The organism is Paenibacillus oceani (assembly GCF_014705615.1).
GTDB lineage: Bacteria > Bacillota > Bacilli > Paenibacillales > NBRC-103111 > Paenibacillus_AB > Paenibacillus_AB oceani.
On record NZ_JACXJA010000019.1, the window covers coordinates 155,406 to 176,864 of the forward strand.

Sequence of the window (21,459 nt, forward strand, 5' to 3'; positions counted from 1 at the left end):
AGCTTTTCACGATAACGGCAAACTTGTCGAAAGGCAAGGACGCAAAGCTACAGGGCCTTCCTGACCCCGCGGTCAGATGGCAGCCAGTTACCGAACGATTACGCTTTTTTTTGTGCTTTTTTTGCCGGACAACCTCCCGTTCCCATTCTATCAAACTCAAATACGATAATAGCAAACTTGCCGAAAGGCAAGGACGCAAAGCTATAGGGCCTTATTGACACCGTCAAATGGCAGCCTGGCCGCCGAAAGGAGTTTGCAACATGCGTAACCTGTTGCTTGCCATCACGATGTTGATCGCGTTTTTGATCCCTGCGCCGGCCGCGTTTGCCGCGACTGCCGAGGATTGGCTAAACCTGGACCATGTGGACAGAGGGACGATCGGGGTTCGATACGATGTCAGAGATGACGTCAAGACGAAAGTTATGGTAACGAAAGGCCCGGACAAGTACACCTACCTGCTCACTCCGGGCAAGTGGGAAGAGACGTTCCCGCTGCAAATGGGCAACGGCGACTATACGGTCACCCTGCTGGAGCAAGTGAGCGGCAGCAAATATAAAGTGGTGCGGGAAGCCGCAGTCACGCTGGATTTGGACAATGACGCGAACGTCTACTTGAATCCGGTGCAAAACGTCAACTGGAGCGAGGCAAGCCAGGCGGCAGCCATTGCGAAGGAATTGACAAAAATGGCAGCAACCGATATGGAGAAAGTTCAAGCGATTTACGAATATGTGACCGGTACGATCCGTTACGACGAAACGCTGGCCGCCAATGTGCCTGCAGATTATATACCGGATATCGACCGTACGGTCGCGCTGGAAAAGGATATATGTTACGGCTATGCGGCGCTGTTTGCCGCCATGCTGCGGAGCGTCGATATTCCCGCCAAACTGGTGATGGGGACGACGGAATACGTTGATGTGTATCATGCTTGGAATGAAGTTTATTACGACGGGGCATGGACAACCATAGACACGACCGTCGACGCGGGCTGGAAAGAGAATGGCAAAACGTTCGAGATGACCAAGGACGCTACCCGGTATGCGGCAGCCAAATATTATTAAAAAATAAAATCAATCGGAAACCGGCTTTGGACGACATGTCCAAGGCTTTTTCCAGTTTGTTCAGAAATTGTATAGCCGGCAGCGGTATAATGCAGGAAACCTAGGCCGGATCGTGCGCCAATCGAGACAAGCGGAGGTGGTTGGGCCGAAGGCTCCTTGTCGGCACGTATTATCACGTGCCGTCCTGCGCGCGAGAGACAGGTTCAGAACAGTCAAAATTCATAATCAGGGTGTAGGGAGACCGAAGGAATTTATGAAAAAGAAAAGAATGAGTGGACTCGTACTTGTATGGTTACTGCTGTTTCAAACGATGTTTGGAGGCACGGTCGCCTGGATGAGCGCCGGTACTTCAGGGAACGTTCAAAATTCCGTGTACGGGCAAGTGACGAACGCGGTGTATGCGCCTCCGGTCGTTAATGCCGGGAGTATCTTGACGAAGGTCGTTATGACCGACCAGAACGGTACGGTGATCGACACCGTCTACAATCCGGGCAGCAGTCTGGACGTAGGGGCAGCCGTAAATCTGGCTTACGAGTGGGAGCTTCCGAACGGCCACGGCTATACGAAGGACAGTACCTTTACGTTCGACCTGCCGTCACAGTTTGAAATTTTCACGGATATCAACGAACCGCTCGTCTCCGGACAAGGGACTGTGGGGCATTTTACAGTGAGCCGGGACGGAAAAGTTGTGATGACGTTTAACGATTATGTGGAGTCTCACTCCAATGTGAGCGGCAAGCTGGAGATCCGCACCGAATTTAAGAAAGAAGTCATTAATGGAAGCACGGAAGTTATTATTGCGATTCCGGTAAAAGGCGGCGTGCAAACGGTCATCGTTCATCTGAAGCCGAAAGGCGGCAAGCTGATCGATAAGCAGGGGCAAGCGGCCGGCAAAAACCAGATCGACTGGAAAATTCAAATTAACAAGTCGCTGGATACAGTGAAGAAGGCGGTCGTAAGCGATACGCTTCCTGGCGGACTCGAGTTAATCGCCGATTCGGTTAAGGTGTACCACCTTCAAGTGAACGGCGACGGCTCGGCCGTGACCGGCGCTCTGGTGGACAGCAGCGAATATACGGTGGAGACGAACGGAACCGGCGCGTTTAAGGTGCTGTTCCGCGACGAGACGATCAGCAAAGCTTATGAAGTGCATGCCTCGACGCGAATTACGGGAGACCAGACGAAATTCCCCAACACCGCCGTGTTGTCCGGCGAAGGGATCGCTGATGTGAAGGCTACGGCGGAAGTTACCGTACAGAGGGGCAAGTTTTTGGAGAAGTCGTATAAGGTGGAAGCCGCTACCGGAATCGTAACCTGGACCGTCAAGTACAATTTCAGCGAGAGCAAGATTACCCAGGATAAAGCAATCATCGAGGATCAGTTCTCCGCTAATCATGTATGGGTCTCCGATTCGTTGAAGGTATACAAAGAAGCGACGACGGAGCCGATACCCGCTTCCGCTTACGAGGTAACTCCGACTGCGAACGGGTTCAAGCTGCAGTTCAAGTCCGATATTGATTCGGCGTATACGATCGTGTATCAGACGAAACCGGTCGATCGTCTCACTTCCGAAACGGAAAAGGTGACGAACAAGGTTGTCTCGAACGGAATCGACGTTGGAGTAACCGTTCCGGTCCAAAAAAGTCGCGTTTTGATCAAAGATAACAGAGGTACGGATTACACGGACTACAAAAACAAAACGACGACATGGCTCGTCAGGATCAACGCCGACAAAAAGCCGGAGGGCGGCTACTACAGCATGGATAACGTCGTCCTGACGGATACGTTTCCGAACGCGGGGCTTGAGTTTCTTCCGGATTCGCTGAGCGTGAAAGCGGGCGGGATCGAGTTGCCGAAGAGCGACTACACGGTCGAATCTCCGGATCCACGCAGCGGATTTGTGATCAAGTTCAACAAGACGATCGACAAAACGGTAGCCGTGGAATACAAAACGAAATTTAACCTCGGCTGGAAAATCGATAAATCCAAAAACTTGATTAATAAAGCGTCCGTAAGCTGGACCGAAAACGGCAAAACGCTAGGGCCGATCAGCAGGGAAGCGACCTTCTACCCCGACGACTATACGAACAATAACGGCAGCAAAGACGGCGCATACGATCCCGTTAACAAGGAGATTACGTGGAACGTCAAGCTGAACTACAATCTGGACCCGATCGCAGAGGCTAAAGTGACCGACGTACTGGGGCAAAGCCAAACGTATGTGCCGGATTCGGTGCGGGTTTACGAGATGACGCTGACCGGTAAGAAAAACGGAGTCGAGAAAGGCGCCGAGCTGCCCGAGGATCGGTACGAAGTGACCGTTCCGTCTGAAACCAACGGCCATATGCTGACGGTTCGTTTCAAGGACGATCCGCTCGAGAAGCCGTATTGGATTACGTTCAAAACGACGCTGAAGGGCGCGCTGATCGAGCCGGAAATTCACAACACCGCCAAGTTGATGAGCGGAACGGCAGAGGTTGCCAAATGGAACGCTTATGTCAAAGTTCCGAACGGCGGTACGTATGTATCGAAAACCGGTACGCAAAACAATAACAAAATCGATTGGACGATTCGGATCAACGAAGGACAGTCGCACATATCCAACGCCAAGATCATCGATAATCCGAGCCCTAACCAAATTTTGATCGAGGACTCGTTCCGCCTGTACGCAACGAAGGTTAACGCGAGCGGCTATGCGGAGAAGGCCGGATTGCTGATGAGAGACACGGATTACACCTTGGCGATCTCGACGATTTCGGGAAATCGGGAAACGTTCGTGCTGAGCTTTACAACCGATATTTCCACGGCGTATATTTTGGAATACCAATCGTTCATTAACGCTGCGGACAAAGACAAGGTGGAAAACACCGTTTCGCTTGAAGGGGATCGGTTGACGGTAGAAGTCCGCGAAACGAGCAAGGAAATTATCGTTCGCACGTCTTCCGGCTCGGGTTCGGGCGGCGGAGTGACCGGCAGTCTGGAAGTGACGAAGGTCGACAAGGACGATCCGGTCAAACCGCTGGCGGGAGCGAAGTTCGCGCTGTACGACAAGGCGGAGAAACGTGCGCCGCTCGTCCAGACTACCAATGCGTCAGGGAAGCTGCTGTTCACCGGCTTGTTGTATGACGATTATATTTTGGAAGAGCTGGCCGCTCCGGAAGGCTATACGATCGACGAGAAGAAACGGAACGTAACGATCGACTCGAGCATAACCGGCCAGGGAAATACGAAGAAAATCACGGTCACGAACAGCAAGAAAGCTCCACCGGTCGAGCCGACAGGCAGCCTGGAAGTGACGAAGGTGGACCAAGACGATCCGGCCAAGCCGCTGGCGGGAGCGAAGTTCTCGTTGTCCGACAAAGAGGGCAAGCGTGCATCGCTCGTGCAGACGACGGATGCGGACGGCAAGCTGCTGTTCACCAAGCTGCCATACGGCGACTATGTCCTGGAGGAGCTGGAAGCTCCGGCGGGTTATGTGACAGACGATACGAAACGCACGATTACGATCGATGCCGAGACAGTGAAAGTCGATAATACGCATAAAGTTGTCGTAACGAACCAGAAAAAACCGGATACAGGGAATCCCGAAAATCCGGGTAATGGCGGAAATCCGGGCGGTGGTGGAGATCCGGGGGATAATGGCGAAGAGCCGGAGAAACCGGTGACTCCGCCGACTCCGGTTAATCCGCCGACTACCGGAGAACCGAAAACGCCGGTAACGCCGACGAATCCTCCGCTCACGGAAGTTCCGGACGAAGAGGTGCCAAGAGGCGGACCTACGCCAAGTCAGCCGCCGAAGGAGGAATCGACGGTGGAAGTGGAGGAGGAAGACGTTCCGCGAGGCGGACCGGTTCCGGCGCCTACGCCGAATCCGTCCCCGACTCCGGAAGTTCCGGTCTCGACGCTTCCGAAAACGGGCGAGGCGAGCCGTAATCCGTTTTACTTGACGGGTCTTGCCCTGGTAGCGCTCGGTATATGGCTGGGACGCCGGCAGTTGAAATCGAAATAATAGCCGTTGGCTCTCGCGGTTCCCCTTGTCCTGAAGCTCCGTCGGGGGAAGGGGGCCGTTTTGTTGGCCGGCCGGCGGGAAGGAGCCGTCTCATGCGGTTGCTATCGTACGGAATTATTCTGCTTGGAATTGTAGTGATGGCCGCTCCCAAACTGATGGAATGGAAGGCGGACCGGGAGGTAAACCGGTTGCTGAAGGAGGCGGAACAGATGGAAGCGTCAATTGCTCCTGACGCCGATCCGCAGCTTAGGGATGGATATAGGCGGCTGTCCAGCTTGTTTGAGATGGAGACTCACCGGCTGGAGGAAGAAGGCGGGGGAGCTTCTCCTGCAGAGGCACACGATGCTTCCGCGCCAAGGGTTGCGACCGAATCCGCAGATGCACCCCCAGTGCCCGCCGCAGCCGACAAACCGAAGCCGCAGCCAATCGCTACGATCGAAATCGCCTCGATCGGGGTGAAGCTGCCGGTGCTGGCCGGCGCGACAGAGTCGAATATGGCGCATGCGGCCGCACATATGACGGAGACGACGCAGCTCGGCCAAGCCGGCAATGCGGCGATAGCCGCACACCGGGCACGGACGAAAGGCCGGTTGTTCAACCGTCTCGACGAAGTGGCGGAAGGCGATGAGATCGTGGTTCGGAAGGCCGGGCAGGAATATGTCTATACCGTCTTCCGGCACGTCATCGTCGAGCCCAGCGATGTGTCGGTGCTGAGTACGAACGGTGACGATAAAATGATTACATTGATCACCTGCGACCCGGTAGATACCGGAACGCACCGGCTGATCGTCCAAGCGAGGATGGAATAACCGGCTTCAACGCAACTATGTTGAGGCGAGGCCCATCCTCGCTTTTCCTTTGGTCCCAGCCCCCTTACACAATTGGGGTTCATCAAGATGGAGCAGTCTCGACCGCAGCCAAATCGTCCAAAGTATTCCGCTCATCCGTACCGTATTAAGCTCCCCCGTTATTTCGCTTTCCCTCATTCGTCGAAACTTCTACATTTGCTAGCAGAGTTTGGCTCCATAAGTGAATTTACAATTGTGGTTTCCCTTTTATTAATAATGGGAACCAGATATTCTTCCTTAATAGTTCGAATCAGGGCCATTTTGATGCGTCGATCAGCCCGATTACGAAATATTATTTCGTAAAAATAGGTCGAATTAGTCGGAGTAATGCGATCGTTTTTAGTGCGGGCTGAGATTTGGTTGTTTGATCGGAAAAGTACTGATGTACATAGGTTTTTCGCGTTTTCTTGTTTGTGATGTACATATTAAATTGGAGATTGACTGACGATTTTTTTTGAAGTATAGTCATTTTAAGCGGACTGGAAAACGCTTTCAGTAAGAGGTGTTTTTTCTGATAGACATGTATCAAGCAGGGATATAAATTAGTCCGTAGATGGGAACCAGAATACGCTAAAATAGCAGCGTGAACGGGCACGTTTTCCTAAAAAACGTGGGAGCGCTCCCGTATGTTGGAAGATAAACACCAGAACTGTGAAAAACTTTTTATTAGGCAGGAAGAAACCAAGTAAGAGCGGTTTGTAGCCCTTATGTTGTCCAAAACCAGCTTGTATGGGGAAATAAGAGCGGTTTGAAGCTTCTAATATCCGGGAAAAGGGTGCAGAGTCCGCCAGTTGGTTGAAATAAGGGGTGCAAACGGCTTCTATTCACCTCGATTTTTCGAAAAAGCCGAAAATAGAGGGTGCGAAAGACTCCTAATGTGTTTTCTAGCCGATACGTGTTTTGTTTCAGCCAAGCTGTCGCCAAGCTGACTTCTTTCCGCTCGCAAGAATAGCTTCCGTTTACGCGTTCAGGAGCCACTCCACGTGGCTTAGCCTTCGTTCAAAAGCTTCTTATATACCTTAGCTGGAGGTGATCAGGGTTCGGCAATAATCGTGACAGAGGCGGCTTCAGCGAAGCTGCGGCTGGATATCGCAACAGGCAAGTGCAAGGATGCAAATTAAAGAGGGAGGCCGGGATATGAGAGCAACTTCGTTCAAAATGAAAGGAACTGCTTTATTTCTGTGTTCGGCATTATTGGCTGCAGGCTGCGGCGGTCAGCAGGGCGGCAATCAGGGGGGCGATCCGGCTGCGCCGGCTCCGGTGAAGAAGAAAGACCCTTATGAGATGTCGATCTACGCGCCGGGAGTGAGCGCCAAAGAATTCGACGACAGATGGAGAAAAACGCTTGAAGCGAAGTTTCCGCACATCACGTTTAAATATACGACCAGCGGAAAAGGGAACAGTATCGCGGAGCTGGTGTCGCGCGGGGAAATCCCCGATCTGTACAGGCTGGATATTCCGACGATCCGGACCAATTATCTGGATATGGGACTCGCCTACGACTTGCGCGATTTGATCAAGCAGTACAAATACGACATGAACCGTTTCAATAAAGTGTTTACGCAAGAAATTATCGACGTAATCGGATCGGGTGAAGTGTATGGCCTCCCGGTACCGCCGTATTTTCCGCAAGTGCTGTATTATAACAAAGATCTGTTCGACAAGTTCGGAGTTCCGTATCCGAAGGACGGCATGACGCTGGACGAAGTTTACGAGCTCGCCAAGAAAATGAGCCGATCGGACGGCGGTACGATATATCGCGGATTAAGCGCCAATACGATGGCCTTTATGCGCGACAATCCGATGTCGCTCCCGATTCTGGACCCGAAGGTGGACGGATTGTCCGGTATGGACAAATGGAAAGGGCTGTTCGAGACATTAAAACGGTTCTACGATATTCCGAACAACCAGATCGCCAAGACGGTCGCGGACGAGAACAACGCGTTCAGCAAAGGGAATGTGGCGATGCAGATCAATCAGCACAACATCTACCTCATCATACCGCCGGAAGTAAACTGGGATATCGTCTCAGCTCCGCTGATCAATGGCGCTCCGAAAATGATGGGGCAGCGCGGGCCGGCTTACTGGGCGATTACGAATCAGAGCAAGCATAAGGAAGATGCGTTCGAGGTGATGATGGAGATGCTGTCCGACGAAATCCAGATGCAGGATTCCAAAAATGGCATTCCAACGACTCTCGTGAAAAAGGAAATTATCGACGCGCTCGGCAAGGATCATCCGGTTTATGGCAAGAAAAACATGAAAGCGCTCACGACGCTTCCGCCGATTCCGGCAACGCCGAAACGGGACCCGGGGCTGGTGGACATTGCCCTCGGAACCCAGCAAAATACGATGTCTGGCCAGTTCCAGAAAGTGGCGACCAATCAGATGGACATTAATTCCGCTTTGCGGGAAGCCGACGAACTGCTGAAGAAGGCAATTGCGGCAGAGAAGGAAAAGCAGGGGAAAAAGTAGGGTTAGACGATACTCGCCTGATCCGGGATGGAATGGGGGACGGCCCGGCTGACAATCCGGCGGCCCCTGAATGGCTGTTCGCCCAACAACATCAAAAGGCGCGCTCTCACGAGCCTGCGCCTTTTTCCTTTTTGGGCCAGATCAAATAGCTGAAGGCGAAGGCAAGATCGATCACAAGCACGATCGACCAGACGCGGATCGTACCGGATAACGCTGCCGTGCGGCTATCGTCGCCGGTAAACAAAACGATGGCGAATAACAGAACTACACCGATGATCCATGCGACGCCATGACGGAGCGACTGGCCGATCTGGTGGCGGGCGTGAGCCGAGCCGTACTTCGGCGCCTTCACCGGCTCCGGTCCTCCGGCAAACCGGTGTGCAAACCGGACGTCCGCCCATCTTACCATCTGATGGCCGAAGGCGATGGAGACGCCGATATAGATGGCGGCCGCGCCGTGAGCGACACCCGCTGTGGCGCCGTTCCGCAGGTCGATCACAGTGGCGATCAGCAGGGCGAGGTCGACGAGCGGTGTGCACAACAGCAGAAGGCCGCCCAGACGTTTGCGATTCCATACGTACCGGCACAACAAGCCGGCGAGGACGAATATCCAAAATCCGATTTCACAAGCGACAATAAAGGCTGCAATCATAGAAAATGACTCCTAACAACGTGTGAATTTATTTAATACAACTGTATTATAACGTTATTTTAGCACGGTTGTATCATAAAAACAACGGTGATATAATCAACTCATGCCTAAAATAGTCGATCATGAGAAACGTCGTGTTTTGCTCGCGGAAGCGGCTTGGCGCGTCATACGCCGCGTCGGAATAGACGGGGTGTCCGTCCGCAACGTAGCGGAAGAGGCGGGGATGTCGCTTGGTTCCCTGCGGCACTATTTTACGACCCAGTCGGAGCTGCTCGCCTTCTCGATGCGGCTTGTTTCCGATCGGGTCTATGAGCGTATAACGAAAACGTCATGGTCCGGGGACCCCCGTCAAGATATGGAGAACATCATTGCGGAGCTCGTGCCGCTGGACGATGAAAGGCTGGCGGAATGCGAGGTGTGGATGGCTTTCGCGGGCAAAGCGGTGGCCGACCCGTCATTGAAATCGTTGAACCGGGAAATCTACGATTCCCTGCGCAATCTGTTCCGGATGTTTATCGCCACCTTGGCGGAGAAGGGGATGATGAAGCCCGGCGTGAACGAGGAGCTGGAGGCGGAGAAGCTGTTCGCTTTGGTAGACGGTCTCGTCGTACACGGCGTCATCTGCCCGGACGAGGTTACGAGAGAGCGTATTGCTGCGGTCGTATCTGATTACTTTGACCATTTGCTGCAGCCCGGGCCGAGCTGATAAAAAAACAACAAACGAACGCCTTGAAGTCCGGGCGGCTTCGTTTGTTGCGGAAAGGCGTCTTGCGATTCCCATAAAAGCCGGCTAACGGCAGCTACGCGGGGACATGAGAGCCCTTGATTTCGACCAAAGCGGACCGATTGCTGCTTGGCTTGGGCCGGGGGCCTTGGAGCGGGATTTACCAAGAGGACCGTCCGGAAGCAACGTCCGGACGTCCTCTTGGTATGCAATTCAAGGCGTGTCCAATCCAGAGCCGGGCATAATTGCCTGCTATCGGTGCAGACTTTCCCCTGGCTTCACCAGCGTCATCTGAAGCGACGTCCGGTAATCCGTAAAGTGGATGTAATCGCCGCTCATCCACAACAGAAGTGCCTCGTCGTCGCTGTAGTTACGGGCGAGGAACGGCCGGACCTGATTCGAGGACGAGCCCGACGTAACGGGGGCAGACGTCCATGTCCGCCCGTGATCGGCCGTATGCCGCCGCTCAATCTCGAACACGCCGTTCACCGGGCGGGACAAATAGACGGTGTCCGGGCTCCGGGAATCGAGGACAATGCCTCCGGAGTAATACGTTTCCGTTTCCTTTTTGCCTTCCGGTGTTTGCGGAAACCACGCTCCGGCGGAGGCGATTTCATTCGTTTCCCATCGTCCGCCGTTCCATATGCTGTAATAGTAACGATGATCCGTCTCAGAGACGAATACGGCGTATACGATGACCGGATGGCCTTCCCGGTCGAACGAGACGTCCCAGATCCAGGCGTTGCGGCCTTCGGCCTTGCCGTCGTAGACGACGTCAAGCTCGGACAGCTTCAAGGGCAGCCCGGAGGCGGGCTTCACCTTCGTGCCGTCCGCTTTGTAATAAGCGCCGTCGCGGTAACGGGCATAGTAGATGCTGTTGTGCGGCTCCACATTCGGATGACCGTCGGTAGAGGCGAAATGAATCGTATTCTCGCCGTTCGAGGCATAACGGATGTACGGGCGCTGCCCTTCGTCCATAATCAGCGTTTGCGCTTCGGACCAGTCGTGCTCGTATAACGAGGAGCTTACGCTAAAGTTCGGCTTGAAGTTGCCGCCGCGCCAAAATAAATAAAACAATCGCTCTTGGCGCAAATAAATCGGGGTCGGATACGTATACCCTTTCTTTCCTTCCGTATTGGCGGGCAGCAGATGCTCCGCTCCGAGCGAGGACAACTCCTCGCTTGTTTCCGTCGTCCGGTAATACATAGCCGATCCGTTGTGCGCCGAATAAAAGATCGTGATCCTGCCCCGGTCGTCGACATACAGCGAAGGATTGGCATGATCGTCCTTCTGCAGCCCGGGCTTTACAACGACCGATTCGGCCGCGCCCGTGCGATGGTCGTAAACCCCCGCCATCACGTCCCCTTGCGCGGTAAGCCAGCCTACGTACGTTCTCCGGTGCTTTCCTTCATAATAAACGGCCCGGGGATCAGCGAAAAAGCACCAGGCGCCGTCGGCCGCAAATTGCGCGGAATAACGCTCCTCCATCATGACTTCCTCCTTGGATTCGATAGATCGTGTCCTTGGGCTGCGGAAACCGGAACGCCATGAAGGTAGGCAACGGTGCTCCCTTCATGGCGTCCTTTCCTCATTATTATAAGCGCTGGGCGACGATTAGCGAAGCCTATCGTACGCTTTCTGCGTAATTTTCATCAGCTCGTCCAGCCCCAGCTTATTCGCCTCCGCGACATACTGGTCCCACTGATCGAGGCTGCGTTCGCCCAGAATGAACCGGGTCAACTGCTCGTTGCGGTGCTTGTCGATGGCGGCCTGCAGCAACGACACGTTAGCCAGCTCGTCCTCCGCATATTGCGGCTTCACGCGGTAGATGCTGTCGTGCTTGCGCGCCTGCGTGTAAGCGTCTCTCTGCTCCTGCGTCGCCGGAACGAGGTGGGCGTCGTAATCGAACCACATGTAGGTGGCGTTGGTCGCCAGACCGGTCTTTTTGCGAACGTCGGTAACGTCGAGATATTCCGCACGCAGCTTCTTGTTTCCGTTCTCGTATACTTCTCCTTCTTTTCCCCAACTGAGCAGCTGTTTCGCTTCTTCGCTGTAGAACCAGTCGTAGGTTGCGAGCGCCTGCTTGATTTTCGGGGAACGGGAGGAGATCGCCAAGCCCGATTCGAGAACGTGCGTATACGGATTCACCTTGAAGCCCGGAACGCCTTCCGGAGGCGTCATGTAAGCGAGATTGAAGCTTGGGTTCGTCTGGCGCATCGGAATGTTGAACAGGTCGAGACGGCCGATAAAATCGAGAATGAGGAACGTCTGGTTGTTGGACACCATGTTCTGCCACTGCTGGACGTTAACCGTCAGCCAATCCGGCGGCATTAACCCTTCCTTATGCATCCGGTGGAAAAATTCGATCATCTTCTTAAAGCTGTCTTCGGTAGGGCCGTAACGGGCCTTGCCGGTTTTCTCGTCGAGGAAAAACGTGTTATGGGTGCCGAACTGGGCGGCGGTGAAGCCGAGAATCCCAAGGTTGCTGCCGCTGCGGAACGAGAACGGATAGCTGCCCGGATACAGCTCCTTCAGTTTTTTGGCGACCGTAATCAGCTCGTCGTAGTTGGTCGGAGCGGCCAGGCCGTGCTTCTTGAACACATCTTCGCGGTACATCCAGATCGAACGGTTCGTCTCGCCGAACCCTTCGTTAGGCAGCATATACATCGCGCCGTTGGCGGCGAGCGACGACTGGGTAATCTCCGGGTATTTCTTCATCCATGCTTGCAGGTTCGGCATGCTGTCCTTGTACTCGAGAATGTTGACGAGCGCTCCCTGCTGGCCGAATTTATTGGCGTCCAACCGGCTGGAGAAGTAGGTGACATCCGGCATATTGCCCGAAGCGATATTCAGATTGATCGTATCGTTCAGAGCGCCCGATGGAAGCTGGACCTGGAAGCTGGCTCCGGTTTTCTCCTCGATCCATTTCCAGACCGGCCAGTCTTTGTTGTAAGGCCAGTTCGGGTGGTCGGCCATCAGCAGGGTGAACGTGTTTTTCGATTTCTCTGCAGGAGTCCCGCTGCCCTCCGTCGCTGGAGGCGTTTCCGCTGCCTTTCCTCCGCATGCGGCCAGAAGTGAAGCGCATAAAGCGATGATTCCGGCGGACGTATACCCTTTTTTCATGAAGTAACCTCTCCTTTTTTTAGGTCGATCTGTTTGTTTCCCCATGCCATGCCAGTGTGGAAAGCTAAGTCTGGATGTATCGTTACCCCTTGACCGCCCCGATCATTACGCCTTTGACGAAATATTTCTGCAGGAACGGGTAGATCAGGAGAATGGGAACGGTGGATACCATAATTGTCGCGTACTTGAGCGATTCCTCCAGCACGACATTGTCGCCGATCGCCGCGGCGTCGGCCTGATTCACCTGGCCGGCCAGCACGATATTGCGCAGAATGACTTGAAGCGGGAACAGATCCGGATCGCGCAAATACAGCAGCGGCAGCATAAAGTTGTTCCATAGCCCGACGGCGTAAAACAGCCCGATCGTAGCGAAGACGGCTTGAGACAAAGGAACGACGATGCGGAAAAACACGCCGATATCGTTCAGGCCGTCGATCCGCCCCGACTCCTCGAGCTCAACCGGAATGCCGGAGAAAAACGTGCGCATAATGAGCAGGTTCCAGGTGCTGACCGCTCCGGGCAGGACGATGCCCCACACCGTATCCATCACTCCGAGCTCCTTCACGACGAGAAACGTCGGAATCATCCCGCCGCTGAAAAACATCGTAAAAATGATGACCAGCGTAAAGCCGCGATGAAACAGCATCGTTTTTTTGGCGAGCGCGTAAGCGCCGAGCGAAGTGATCACCAGCGAGATCACGGTGCCGAGCGTCACGTATACGATCGTATTCCAGTACGCCTTGCCGATGCGGGGATCGCTCAGCACCAACTTGTACGTTTCGAGCTGGAAGCCTTTCGGAAACCAGCTGACTTCCCCCTTGAGCACGTGAATGCTGCTGCTAAGCGATACGGCGCCCATATGCACGAACGGATACAGCGTGACGACAACGAGGCCGAGCAGAATGATCGTATTCACTACGGAAAATAACGTAATTTTGCGTTTCAAGCAAATTCCTCCTTACCACAAGCTCGTCTCCGACATCCGGCGGCTCAAAGCGTTGGCACTGTAAATGAAGATCAGGCAAATCACTCCGGTGAACATATCGATGGCGGCCGCATAGCTGAAGTTGCCGTTGATGAGTCCGGTCCGGTACACGTAGGTGCTTAAGATGTCCGCAGTGGAATAGGTGGCCGGATTGTACAGCAGGAACACCTTCTCGAAGCCGATCTCCAGAACGCGCCCTACGTTCAGAATGAACAGGATAATAATCGCAGGGGCGATTCCCGGAAGCGTCACGTTCCACAGCTTGTTCCAGCGGCTGGCGCCGTCGATATCGGCGGCCTCGTACAGAGCCGGGTCGATGGAGGTGAGGGCGGCCAAATAAATGATCGTCTCCCAGCCCACATGCTGCCAAATTTCCGAGGTGACGTAAATCGAGCGGAACAATTCCGGATTGACCATAAAATGAATCGGCGTAAACCCGAGTGATTCGATAATTTTGTTCACCATTCCGCCCGAGGGGGAAAGGAACATGATGACCATACCGGCCACGACCACATTGGAAATGAAGTGCGGCAAGTAGCTGACCGTCTGGACGAACCGTTTGAACAACGCCTGCTTCACTTCGTTCAGCAGCAGGGCGAGTAGGATCGGCGCGGGAAATCCGAACACCAGCTTGTACAAGCCGAGCAAAAACGTATTGCGCAGCAAAATCCAGAAGTCCGGGCTTTTGAAAAACATTTCGTAATATTTGAAACCGACCCACTTGCTCTCCAAAATGCCTTTGTACAGGTTGTAATCTTTAAACGAAATAACGATGCCGCCCATCGGCAAATATTTGAAGATCAAATAATAGAGGAAGCATGGCAAAAACATCAGCAGCAAATATTTGCTTTGCACCGCTTTCTTCCATATCGTACGGCCCCGTTTCGGCTTGAGGGGCGTGTGCGCTTCCGGCCATTGGGCGGCGGCCGAGCCGGCATTGTTCATCTGGCAGGTCCTCCCGTCTTTCTATTGGTGTATGTTGCCCGGCAGGTGCAAACGCTTGCACCGTTTCTGACGCCCTTATCTTAGCATCGGCGGCCACCGGAAGGAAACGATAGCTATTCCGTATCTTCCACTATTTTGCGAAATCCGTAAATAAGATCAGTTTTCGAAAAATTGCATATTCCGTTTTAACGCGCCGCCCTTTCAGTACGGGGCTTTGTCATGTATGATGGTACATACAAGTAGAGAAAGAATAGATCGATAACATCCTGTTTTTTGCCCGGGGGTCGAACAAGTGTGATGAAGTTTTTCAGTTTTCGCTCCAGAAGGTCTTCGCTGCTGTTTAGGCTGCTGCTCGGATTTTTGACAGTCATTGTACTTCTGGCTTCGCTGTATTTTTTCTCCTATACGATGTATCAAAACCATATCCGCAGCGAAATTATCCGGTACAACGAGCAAAACATCCGGTTCGCCTCGGAACGGTACGAGGAGCATTTCCAACTGATTCAGAAGCAAATGTATGCGCTTTATTTCAGCGAAAACGTAACGCGGCTGCGCAACAGCTCGGGGAACTCGCGGTTTGAGCTGTACGATCTGGTCAAGCAGGAGATTACGAAGGTCGTGGGCAATCCGCTGATGCATATCGACAACGTCTTCCTTGTCTTTAAGGACAACCGACTGATGGTGAGCAAAGCGGGAACGGCGGAGCGCAGCGTCTATTTCGAGAAAATTTATACGAGCAAAGAGTATCCCGGCTCGTTTTGGCAGAAGCAGTTCAGTCAGGCGTATACATCGCGGCTGTATGCGGCGTCCACCTTTTACGAGAATCCCTTTTTTGAAACGGGGGAAGCTATTTCCAAAGGCGAGTTTTATCCGTATGTAATCAAGCATTGGCAGTACGACGATTTCTACATCGTGGCGATGCTCGATGCGGACAGGCTGTATAACGCGTTCCACCGGTCGGTCAACCCGAATTTTATTATCTACGATCAGCAGGGAACCGCCGTTTACGCCAAAGGGGATATCCCGGCCGGCATGCCGCAGCCGGAGCTGAAGCCGGACAGGGACGAGGCGAGTGTGCTGGTCGATCATACGTACTATTTTACGAAGTCGGGCGAGCACAGCGGATTTACTTATATGAACATCGTTCCGGTCTCGAGAATGTTCGAGCAAATCTCGCAGCTCAATCTGATCCTGCTGTCCCTGCTTGCGGCCGCGCTGCTTGTAAGCGTCTTCTTCTCGATTATGTTCAGCGTGCGCTTCAACCGTCCGGTCAGGCAAATCGTCAATTCGATCCAGCAGGCGGACGGGAAGGACGTCTCGATTCCGACAGGAATCCCCGAGTTCGAGCTGATCGGCCGGAAGCTGGACGATATGCAGAAGACGAACGCCCGGATCGAGCAGGATCTTGTGCTCAAAACTACGAAGCTGGAATCGTACGGATACATCAACAAGCTCAAAAAAATATACGACGGCCAGCACGGAGCGGGGATGGACGCGTTGTCCGCCGATTCGTTCCGGTTTCTTGTGTTCGAGATCTCGTACAAACCGCTGTTCTGGGAAAACATGCAGGACGACCCGGACCGGCTCACCTACTTCATCCGGGAATGCATCAACCAGGGAATCTCCTCCGAATTCCCGCGTTCGCTGACGCTGCAGATGGAGAACCGCCAGATCGTATCCGTTCTGAGCGAACCGGACGATGCCAAGCTGGAGATGTGTCTGGAAAGCTTGCAGGGCATGTTCGGCAACGATGCGGACTATTATTTCTTTACGATCGCCGTATCGCCGGTGTATCCGCAATCGTCGGATTTTACCGGGGCTTACGAGCAGACGGTCCGCCTGCTTCAGGAGCGGATGCTGACCGAAGAGACGCAAGTCGTCCGGGAGGCGTCAGGACGGCAGACGTCCTCGCTGTTCACCCAGGCGCAGGAGCGGCAGTTCGACGAGAATCTTCAGGTAGGCAACGCCCAGGAGCTGCTGCATTTGCTCGATCGCCATCTGTCGCTGATGGAGCGCAAGGAGGCGTCGGTCCGTCAATACCGCGAGTTTGCCGCCGATATCGTGCAGAAGGTGCGGAAGACGATGTACGCGCTCGGGCTGAAAGAACGGGCGGCCGAGCAGGCGATCGCGGAGACGAATCCGATCGACGGCTTGTATTCGGGCCGTCAATACCGGATGTTTTTCAGCCGGCTGATCGTCGCCTCCTGCGAGGAGATCCGGAGCATCCGCAAAAGCGGGGACCCGATCATCGAATTCGTCACCGAATATGTGCAGACGAACTTTGCCCAGGATATTACGCTGGACATCGTCGCAGAGCAGCTCCATATTACGGGTGGGTACTTGTCGACGTATTTTAAGGAGAAAACCGGAGAATACTTTGTGGATTACATTAACGGCGTACGGATCGGGGAGGCGAAGCGTGCGCTTCTCGAAACTGATCTGAAAATCCAGGACGTCGCTTTGCGCTCCGGCTACCAAAACATCAATTCGTTCAACCGGATGTTCAAAAAGTTCAGCGGGTTGTCGCCGCGGGAATACCGCAAGCTGCACCTGTCTCCGGACACGCAGGTTTAGGGCGCGGAGGCGAATCCGGCTGTTTCGCCGGCCGGGGAAGGCAAGGATCGCATGGGGCGAATGGAATCGCTTTCGGGACGGGGGGCGGCTGGTGTTTAATAGACATTTAATAGACTTGTCTTTTAATCTGCGGATGCCTTACTCTTAGAGTAAGCACTTTATCCATTCCGAAAAGCGAAGGGAGTCCTGTATGAAAACAATTGCTGAATTAGAGGCAAAATTGGCGGAGCCGTCCGAGGCTCTGGTAAAAGACATCGCGGCGATCGACGGAGACATTATGCTGCTCGGGATCGGCGGCAAGATGGGACCAAGCTTGGCGAGACTGGCTCAAAATGCATTAAAACAAGCAGGTGTGCACAAAAAAATATATGGAGCTTCGCGCTTCTCCGACAAAGAGCTGAAAGCCGAGCTGGAAGCTGACGGGATCGAAACGATCGCCGTCGACCTGCTGGACGACAACCAGCTGCAGCAGCTGCCTGACGTCAAAAACGTCATTTACATGGCCGGCAACAAGTTCGGAACGACCGGCAACGAGCATTTCACATGGGCGATGAACTCGTACTTGCCCGGCCGCGTAGCCGAGAAGTACAGAAACTCCCGCATCGTCGTATTCTCGACCGGCAATGTATACCCGCTGACCCCGGTATTCTCCGGCGGAGCGACCGAAGATACGCCTCCCGGAGCGAACGGCGAGTACGGCATGTCCTGCCTGGGCCGCGAACGCGTATTCGAAAGCTTCTCGCACCGTTACGATATTCCGATGGCGATCTATCGTCTGAACTATGCAATCGATCTTCGTTACGGCGTATTGCTCGAGATCGCCAAGTCGGTCAAAGCCGGCCTTCCGGTCGACGTCTCGATGGGTCATGCCAATGTCGTATGGCAGGGTGACGCCAACGAATGGGCGCTCCGCTGCCTGAACGTGTGCAGCACGCCTCCGGCCGTGTTCAACATGTCCGGTCCTGAGACGCTGTCGCTTCGCTGGGTGGCGAACGAGTTTGCCAAACGTCTCGGCGTAGATGCGAACATCGTCGGACAAGAATCGGATACGGCACTGCTGAGCAACTGCTCGAAAGCGCACAAAACGTTCGGCTATCCGCGTGTCACGATCGCCCAGATGCTCGATTGGATCGCGGATTGGGTAGCGACGGACGGCAAAACCTGGAACAAACCAACTCACTTTCAGGAGAGAGAGGGGAAATATTAATCCATGAGCCGCAAACCTTTAAGCCCGGAACAAGTGAAGGCGCTGCATGACGGCCTGGTCATTCCGGCGCAGCCGCTCGCGCTTACCGAAGAGCGGAAATTGGATGAGAAGCATCAGCGGGCGCTGACCCGTTATTATATTGCGGCAGGAGCGGGCGGCGTCGCCGTAGGCGTACATTCGACCCAGTTCGAAATCCGCGAACCGCAGTATAACTTGTACGAGCCGGTCCTTCGTCTGGCTGCTGAAGAGGTGGACCGGGCGAAGCTGGACCGTCCTTTCCTGAAAGTCGCCGGCATATGCGGACCGACCGAGCAGGCGCTGAAGGAGTCGAATATCGCGGTTGGGCTTGGCTACGACGCGGGCCTTGTCAGCATGGGCGGTCTGAAGGACTGGACCGAAGAGCAGCATCTCGAGCGGATTAAAGCCGTCGCGGAAGTAATTCCGGTTATCGGCTTTTACCTCCAGCCTTCGGTAGGCGGACGTATTTTCAGCTTTAACTTCTGGCGTCAACTGGCCGAGATCGAAGGCGTCATCGCGATCAAGATCGCTCCGTTCAACCGGTACCAGACGATCGACGTTGTACGTGCGGTCATGTATTCGAGCCGCCGCGACGAGGTCGCCCTGTATACGGGTAATGACGATAACATCGTAAGCGATTTGCTTACGACGTACCGCTTTAACGTAGACGGCAAGACCGTCGAGAAGAAAATCGTCGGCGGATTGCTCGGACACTGGTGCGTCTGGACGAAAAAAGCGGTCGAGCTGCTTGAGGAAGTGAAGCGGGTTCGCAACGACGTGACACTGTCCGCGGACTGGAACACCCGCAATATCGAAGTCACCGACACAAATGCGGCGTTTTTCGATCCGGCCCATAACTTCGCGGGCTGCATCCCGGGCATTCACGAAGTGCTTCGCCGCCAGGGCCTGATGAAAGGAACCTGGTGCCTGAACCCGCATGAAGTGTTGTCCGAAGGACAATCGGAAGAGATCGACCGGATGTACCGCGATTATCCGCATCTGAACGACGACGACTTTGTGAAGCAGCATCTGAACGAATGGCTGGCAGATTGACAAACGAAAAGCGGACAGTATAACTACTGTCCGTTTTTGTCCGTTTCGAATACAATAACAGTAATACGTATAACGCGGCGAATGAGGGGACTTGCGATGCGATTCAAAGACGTTTTTTCGATTATCGGTCCGGCCATGGTAGGGCCTTCGAGCTCCCATACGGCGGGCGCGGTCCGGATCGGGCGGGTGGCGCGCCATATTCTCGGCGAACTGCCCGAGAAAGCGGACATTTATTTTTACGGCTCATTTGCAGATACGTACCGCGGACACGGAACGGATCTTGCGATCGTGGGCGGGCTGCTCGATTTCGAAACCGACGATCCGCGCATTCCCTCTTCGCTGACGATTGCCGGACAGCTCGGTGTTGACATCGCATTTAAGGAAGGCAAGGGGCATTTTCCGCATCCAAATACGGCCAAGATCGTCGTCCGTGCCGGAGATCGCGAAATCACGGTGATCGGCGCCTCGATCGGCGGCGGCAACATCGAGATGCTCGGAGTGAACGGGTTCGACGTCAAGTTTACGGCGATGTATCCGACACTGATCGTGTTCCATGAGGACCGGCCGGGAATGATTGCGGATGCGACCCGGGTGCTTAGCCGTGAAAACGTGAACATCGGGCATATGTCGGTTGACCGGAGAGGGCGGAGCGGCGAAGCGATCACTGTGATCGATACGGACAGCTCGCTGACCGGCGACGTCATTCTCGAGATCGGCCGGCTTGGTACGGTACAGGATGTGCGTCTCGTCGATTTGACGGCAAAAAGGGGGGGCGATCCGGCATGAGATTTCGGACGATGCAGCAGTTGGTGGAACTGTGCGAGCGGGAAAACAAATCGATCGGCCGTCTGATGCTGGAGGAGCAAGCCAAGGAATCCGGCAAGGACGAGCAGGAGCAGTTCCGCAAGATGGCGGAGTATTATGCCATCATGAAAGAAGCGGTACACAAAGGACTGACCGAGGATACGACCTCCCGCAGCGGGCTGACCGGCCGCGACGCCCAGCGGGTGAAGCAATATATGGAGCACAATGAAGCGGCCGTCGGCGGCGTGGCGGCGGAAGCGATGGCGAACGCGCTGGCCGTATCGGAAGTGAACGCGTCGATGGGTCGTATTATCGCTACTCCGACGGCGGGCTCGTGCGGTATTATTCCGGGCGTATTCGTCAGCTCGCAGAAACGGTTCGGCTGGGACGACGATACGATGACGTATGCGTTGTTCGCGGCTGGAGCGATCGGCTTCGTCATCGCCAACAATTCGTTCGTCTCCGGCGCCGAGGGCGGCTGCCAGGCGGAAGTAGGCTCGGCGATAGGCATGGCGGCCGGCGCGATGACGGAACTGCGCGGCGGCACGCCCGCACAGGCGGCCCACGCCGTAGGACTCGCGCTCAAAAACACGCTCGGCCTGATCTGCGATCCGGTAGGCGGGCTTGTGGAAGTTCCGTGCATCGTGCGCAACGGCTTCGGCGCGGTGAACGCGCTCGCCGCGGCGGACATGGCGCTGGCCGGCGTACGCAGTGTCATCCCGTCCGACGAGGTGATCCAGGTCATGCTGGAAGTCGGGACGAGCATGCCGGAGAAGCACCGCGAGACGGCCAAGGGCGGACTCGCCCAGACGCCGACCGGACAGAAGATTATGGATCAGCTTTACCGCAAAGGCGCGCCGAAGCAAAAGTCGGGCGAGGCGGCCCGCAAAGGCGCCGAAGGAGCCGGCATCGCCGGCGGCGCGAAGGCGGAGACGGAACAAGGCGCAACGGCGGCGTCCGGCACAGGGGCCGAAACGGCCG

14 protein-coding genes, 1 pseudogene and 2 riboswitches are annotated in these 21,459 nt (G+C 54.6%); of the genes and pseudogenes, 10 read left to right on the plus strand and 5 right to left on the minus strand.

What is annotated here, in order from left to right; all coding sequences use genetic code 11:
- Positions 1–6: 6 nt before the first annotated feature.
- Positions 7–95, plus strand: a riboswitch (cyclic di-GMP riboswitch).
- A 65-nt stretch (positions 96–160) separates the two neighbouring features.
- Positions 161–247: riboswitch (cyclic di-GMP riboswitch) on the plus strand.
- A gap of 13 nt (positions 248–260) precedes the next feature.
- From IDH45_RS15550 to IDH45_RS15565, 4 genes are all read left to right on the plus strand, one after another.
- Positions 261–1,061, plus strand: a complete 801-nt coding sequence (locus IDH45_RS15550) for a transglutaminase-like domain-containing protein (protein WP_190929038.1) — start codon at positions 261–263, stop codon at positions 1,059–1,061.
- Positions 1,062–1,314: 253 nt separating this feature from the next.
- On the plus strand, positions 1,315–5,070 hold the full coding sequence (locus tag IDH45_RS15555; protein ID WP_190929039.1) for a collagen binding domain-containing protein: 3,756 nt from the start codon (positions 1,315–1,317) through the stop codon (positions 5,068–5,070).
- A 92-nt stretch (positions 5,071–5,162) separates the two neighbouring features.
- On the plus strand, positions 5,163–5,879 hold the full coding sequence (locus IDH45_RS15560) for a class D sortase (RefSeq protein WP_190929040.1): 717 nt from the start codon (positions 5,163–5,165) through the stop codon (positions 5,877–5,879).
- A gap of 1,176 nt (positions 5,880–7,055) precedes the next feature.
- On the plus strand, positions 7,056–8,393 hold the full coding sequence (locus IDH45_RS15565; RefSeq protein WP_190929041.1) for an ABC transporter substrate-binding protein: 1,338 nt from the start codon (positions 7,056–7,058) through the stop codon (positions 8,391–8,393).
- A 106-nt stretch (positions 8,394–8,499) separates the two neighbouring features.
- On the opposite strand, the gene IDH45_RS15570 is transcribed toward IDH45_RS15565, so the two are convergent.
- Positions 8,500–9,045 (minus strand): hypothetical protein, encoded by a 546-nt coding sequence (locus IDH45_RS15570; protein ID WP_190929042.1) that lies wholly within the window; start codon positions 9,043–9,045, stop codon positions 8,500–8,502.
- A 103-nt stretch (positions 9,046–9,148) separates the two neighbouring features.
- On the opposite strand from IDH45_RS15570, the gene IDH45_RS15575 reads away from it, so the two are divergent.
- On the plus strand, positions 9,149–9,751 hold the full coding sequence (locus IDH45_RS15575) for a TetR/AcrR family transcriptional regulator (protein WP_190929043.1): 603 nt from the start codon (positions 9,149–9,151) through the stop codon (positions 9,749–9,751).
- Between the two features lie 270 nt (positions 9,752–10,021).
- Here IDH45_RS15575 and IDH45_RS15580 read toward each other — a convergent pair whose 3' ends face one another.
- The 4 genes from IDH45_RS15580 to IDH45_RS15595 all read right to left on the minus strand — a co-directional run bounded on the left by IDH45_RS15580 (position 10,022) and on the right by IDH45_RS15595 (position 14,708).
- Positions 10,022–11,257, minus strand: a complete 1,236-nt coding sequence (locus tag IDH45_RS15580; RefSeq protein WP_190929044.1) for a BNR-4 repeat-containing protein — start codon at positions 11,255–11,257, stop codon at positions 10,022–10,024.
- Between the two features lie 126 nt (positions 11,258–11,383).
- Positions 11,384–12,892 carry an extracellular solute-binding protein gene (locus IDH45_RS15585; RefSeq protein ID WP_190929045.1) on the minus strand — a complete coding sequence of 503 codons (1,509 nt, stop codon included), beginning with the start codon at positions 12,890–12,892 and terminating at the stop codon, positions 11,384–11,386.
- Positions 12,893–12,974: 82 nt separating this feature from the next.
- Positions 12,975–13,838: a carbohydrate ABC transporter permease gene (locus IDH45_RS15590; RefSeq protein ID WP_190929046.1), complete on the minus strand. Its 864-nt coding sequence runs from the start codon at positions 13,836–13,838 to the stop codon at positions 12,975–12,977.
- A gap of 12 nt (positions 13,839–13,850) precedes the next feature.
- Positions 13,851–14,708, minus strand: coding sequence for an ABC transporter permease (locus IDH45_RS15595; RefSeq protein WP_223836704.1), 858 nt, complete (start codon positions 14,706–14,708; stop codon positions 13,851–13,853).
- 411 nt (positions 14,709–15,119) lie between these two features.
- On the opposite strand from IDH45_RS15595, the gene IDH45_RS15600 reads away from it, so the two are divergent.
- From IDH45_RS15600 to sdaAA, 5 genes and pseudogenes are all read left to right on the plus strand, one after another.
- Positions 15,120–17,396 (plus strand): helix-turn-helix domain-containing protein, encoded by a 2,277-nt coding sequence (locus tag IDH45_RS15600; RefSeq protein ID WP_190929048.1) that lies wholly within the window; start codon positions 15,120–15,122, stop codon positions 17,394–17,396.
- Between the two features lie 190 nt (positions 17,397–17,586).
- Entirely contained in the window at positions 17,587–18,603 is a 1,017-nt protein-coding gene (locus tag IDH45_RS15605; RefSeq protein ID WP_190929049.1) for an NAD-dependent epimerase/dehydratase family protein, read from the plus strand.
- Positions 18,604–18,606: 3 nt separating this feature from the next.
- Positions 18,607–19,674 carry a dihydrodipicolinate synthase family protein gene (locus IDH45_RS15610; RefSeq protein ID WP_190929050.1) on the plus strand — a complete coding sequence of 356 codons (1,068 nt, stop codon included), beginning with the start codon at positions 18,607–18,609 and terminating at the stop codon, positions 19,672–19,674.
- Positions 19,675–19,770: 96 nt separating this feature from the next.
- On the plus strand, positions 19,771–20,460 hold the full coding sequence (gene sdaAB / locus IDH45_RS15615) for an L-serine ammonia-lyase, iron-sulfur-dependent subunit beta (protein WP_190929051.1): 690 nt from the start codon (positions 19,771–19,773) through the stop codon (positions 20,458–20,460).
- Positions 20,457–21,341, plus strand: a pseudogene (sdaAA, locus tag IDH45_RS15620) (L-serine ammonia-lyase, iron-sulfur-dependent, subunit alpha); the annotation flags it as partial. The gene sdaAB and the pseudogene sdaAA, both read left to right, overlap by 4 nt.
- Between the last annotated feature and the right edge of the window lie 118 nt (positions 21,342–21,459).